We start from the raw sequence: 3,256 nt of genomic DNA, 5'->3' as shown, positions 1-3,256 counted from the left end.
TTGGCGGTTTTTATTAACGCTAAAACTTAGTATATTTAAGTAAGCGCTTAGCTTTGAAAATTAAGCAACTGCTTGCTCTAAAATTTCGCGGCTTTCTTTAAGCGTAATAGCTTGGTTTTCACCAAGTGCTAGCATGCCGTGTGCTTCAAGTTTGCCAATAATATTGTCAATAGCAGCGGCTTTATCATCGCCATGTTCAGTAAGCTGGGTCGCTACGTCAAGGCTGTGGTAAAACGCTTCAATTGCTAAAATTGTTTTCTCAGCTAAGTCGTCAGATTGCTCAAGACCAAATACGTTTTTACCCATTTGCTCTAGTTTTGCTTTTTTAACTGCAAATTGGTTGCGCAGTAAAGAAGGCTGAACAATAGCAAGTGAGCGTGCATGGTCAACACCGTAAGCGGCTGTAAGCTCGTGGCCAATCATGTGCGTAGCCCAATCTTGCGATACACCAGAACCAATTAAACCATTAAGTGCTTGGTTTGCTGCCCACATAAGGTTTGCGCGCCATGCATCGTCTTGGTTTTCAAAGTTATCGCCTAATGTTTTAAGCGTTCTTAAAAGCGCCTCTGCGTAACCTTCTTGAACCAATGCTGTTTCAGGGAATGTTAGGTACTGCTCACACGTATGAACCCATGCATCTACTAAACCATTTACAAGTTGGCGCTGTGGTAATGTTTTCATTACATCAGGGTCCATAATCGCAAACTTAGGTTGTACCGCAGGAGACATAAACGGAAGTTTTTGTTTAGTCGCAGCTTTGCTCACAACAGAACCTTGGTTAGACTCAGAACCTGTAGCTGGAAGCGTAAGTACTGCCCCAATAGGTAATGCGCTAGTTACTTTATGCTTACCAGTAGGAATATCCCAACCTTCGCCATCGTAAACGGCAGATGCTGCAATGTATTTAACGCCGTCGATTACTGAACCGCCGCCTACACCTAGTACAAAGTCTATATCTTGTTCTTTACAAATTTTTACTGCTTGATCTAACACTTCAATTGTTGGGTTAGCGCCAACGCCCGAAAACTCAACCCAGTCAAAGCCTTCAAGTGCTGCTGCAACTTGGTCGTACACGCCGTTCTTTTTAATTGAACCGCCGCCGTACACTACAAGTACTTTTTGATCCTTTGCGATCAAATCAGTTAGTGAGGCAATTTGTTCTTGGCCGAACTGGATAAGTGTTGGGTTTACGTAGCTAAATTTCATTATTTTGCTCCTAGGTGACGGTTAAATACTAAATATAATGCTTAGTTACTAACTAAGCTAAACTTCAATGAGTGCATATTAGTGGCAAAACAAACATAAAAAAAGCCCAATAACTCGCAAAAGCTTGCCTAAAACTGTCAAGATTGATATTTTACGCAAAATTCGTACGATAGTAGAAGTTTTAATGTCCTCAATAGCCAACATGATGCAAAAATTTGCAGAGCACAATAATTTACTTAACTTTGAAGGCAACATGGAAACCATTATTCCAGGTGTGTATTTTCATCGTGCAAGTAAAAGCTCGCCGCGCCAACCACTTATATATAACTCAGGTATTATTATTGTTGGGCAAGGACATAAGATAATTCATTTTCCTGATCATCAAATAAAATATGGTGAAGGCGACTACCTTGTTTTAGGTGTACCTGTGCCACTTGAATGCGAAGCTTTTACCGATAACAACCTGCCTGTTATGGGGATTGTTATAGATATAAACCCGGTAATGTTACATAAATTAGTAAACCAAATTGGTACACATAAGCCATTCACCACTGGGCAAATGAGTGGGGTTCAATCGGCTAAAATAGATGGCGCAATGGAGCAAGTAACCCACCGTTTACTTAGCGTGCTTAATAACCCTATTGAGGCTGATGTTTTTGGCGAAGATATAGTAAAAGAATTGGTATATCGTGTACTTTGTGGTCCACAAGGACATACTTTAATAGGGCTTGCTATGCATGATGGGCATTATGCGCGTATCGCCCGTACGCTCTCAACTATGCACAGTAGTTATGCCAATCAAATTACAGTTGAGGGGTTGGCTGAAGATGTAAACATGAGCGTATCGTCGTTCCATCGTGCTTTTAGGCAAGTAACATTTGAGTCACCTTTGCAGTATTTAAAAAAAGTACGCTTAGCTAAGGCTAAAGAGCTTATAACCAGTAGTGGAAGCAAAGCCAACGAAGCCGCATTAAAGGTTGGCTATACCAGTCCATCGCAATTTAGCCGCGAATTTAAACGCCACTTTAATAAAACCCCCAGTGAAATGTTAATTCAACTACATAACTAGGTAATGGTTTTAGAGATGTAAATTAACCGAGAGAGTCAATCTTAAGCACTGCTTTTTTTGGTGTTTAGCAAAGCTTGCTTAGTAAATTGGCGATTAATAAGTTGGCTAAAAATAATAGTAAATAACGTTGAGAAAATGGCAGCTGTTGCGTACACCTGCCAAATCATAAAGTTATGTTTTAACATAAACGCAATCACCGCAAAAAATACACACCCACCTAATGAACCAATAATACCGCCATTAAGAATTTTAAACGTTGAGGCTTGTTTGTCACTAAAATGGGCAACACTGCCCATTACCGCTAAAATAACCGGAAAGGTAGATATTAACCCGCTCCATGCAGACCCTATATGCTGCGATATAAACGTAACAAGCACGATAAAGCTCGTCACTAATATCATTTTTACCGGAAGCTCCCAGCGGGCATTTAATGGTTTTGCATCAACTGATATATTTAGCTTTGTAGAGATAATAGTTAAACCGAGTAAAATACAAAGCGAAACCACACTCGCCACAATAATATTCACTGGTAAAAATAAAGTAATAACGCTAAATACGCACCAAATACTCAACGCTGTAAAAAGCGATTTAAGCATTCCAAATCTTCGTGATACAACCAAGTAACTAAAACAAAATAAGCCTATACCGCTCATACCATAAAGAGAGGCCACCGCTGAGTTAGCTGCAAATAATTTACCTTGCTCTAATGCTATAAAATAAGAAATAGGCCCAGAGGTAATAGGCAAGCCAGGAATTATGCCGCTAACAAAACTACCAAAGCGTTTTTGGGCGAATGTTATTAGTAAAATAAGCAAAGGTGCAATTATGAGTTTAAGCAGCATAAATAACAATAAAGTATGAGAATTGAAATTAAGTCTACGTGTCTATACCTACATTGTAGAGTGAATAAAAATCATGTATGTAGCGTAATTTTTTTTACCTGTAAATATTAACTAATTTATCAAAACACTGATTAATAGT

General features: G+C 39.1%; 3 protein-coding genes. 1 reads left to right on the top strand and 2 read right to left on the bottom strand.

What is annotated here, in order from left to right; genetic code table 11:
* Positions 1-60: 60 nt before the first annotated feature.
* Complete coding sequence (locus tag GQR46_RS17980; RefSeq protein WP_165741855.1) at positions 61-1,206, bottom strand: iron-containing alcohol dehydrogenase; 1,146 nt, start codon at positions 1,204-1,206, stop codon at positions 61-63.
* 184 nt (positions 1,207-1,390) lie between these two features.
* On the opposite strand from GQR46_RS17980, the gene GQR46_RS17975 reads away from it, so the two are divergent.
* The gene (locus GQR46_RS17975; RefSeq protein ID WP_024589735.1) at positions 1,391-2,275 is read left to right on the top strand and encodes an AraC family transcriptional regulator; all 885 of its coding nucleotides are present in this window, start codon (positions 1,391-1,393) and stop codon (positions 2,273-2,275) included.
* A gap of 41 nt (positions 2,276-2,316) precedes the next feature.
* Here GQR46_RS17975 and GQR46_RS17970 read toward each other — a convergent pair whose 3' ends face one another.
* A complete protein-coding gene (locus tag GQR46_RS17970; protein ID WP_231615199.1) occupies positions 2,317-3,117 on the bottom strand; it encodes a hypothetical protein in 801 nt (266 codons plus the stop codon).
* Positions 3,118-3,256 lie beyond the last annotated feature (139 nt).

The organism is Pseudoalteromonas sp. Z1A6, assembly GCF_011378745.1.
Classification (GTDB): Bacteria; Pseudomonadota; Gammaproteobacteria; order Enterobacterales; family Alteromonadaceae; genus Pseudoalteromonas; species Pseudoalteromonas arctica.
This window is presented reverse-complemented; position numbering and strand designations above follow the sequence as displayed.

What these genes read in the sequence shown, in the direction of transcription:
- GQR46_RS17970 (WP_231615199.1), bottom strand. Translation starts at nt 3,117, where the DNA reads ATGCTGCTTAAACTCATAATTGCACCTTTGCTTATTTTACTAATAACA.
- GQR46_RS17980 (WP_165741855.1), bottom strand. Translation starts at nt 1,206, where the DNA reads ATGAAATTTAGCTACGTAAACCCAACACTTATCCAGTTCGGCCAAGAA.
- GQR46_RS17975 (WP_024589735.1), top strand. Translation starts at nt 1,391, where the DNA reads ATGTCCTCAATAGCCAACATGATGCAAAAATTTGCAGAGCACAATAAT.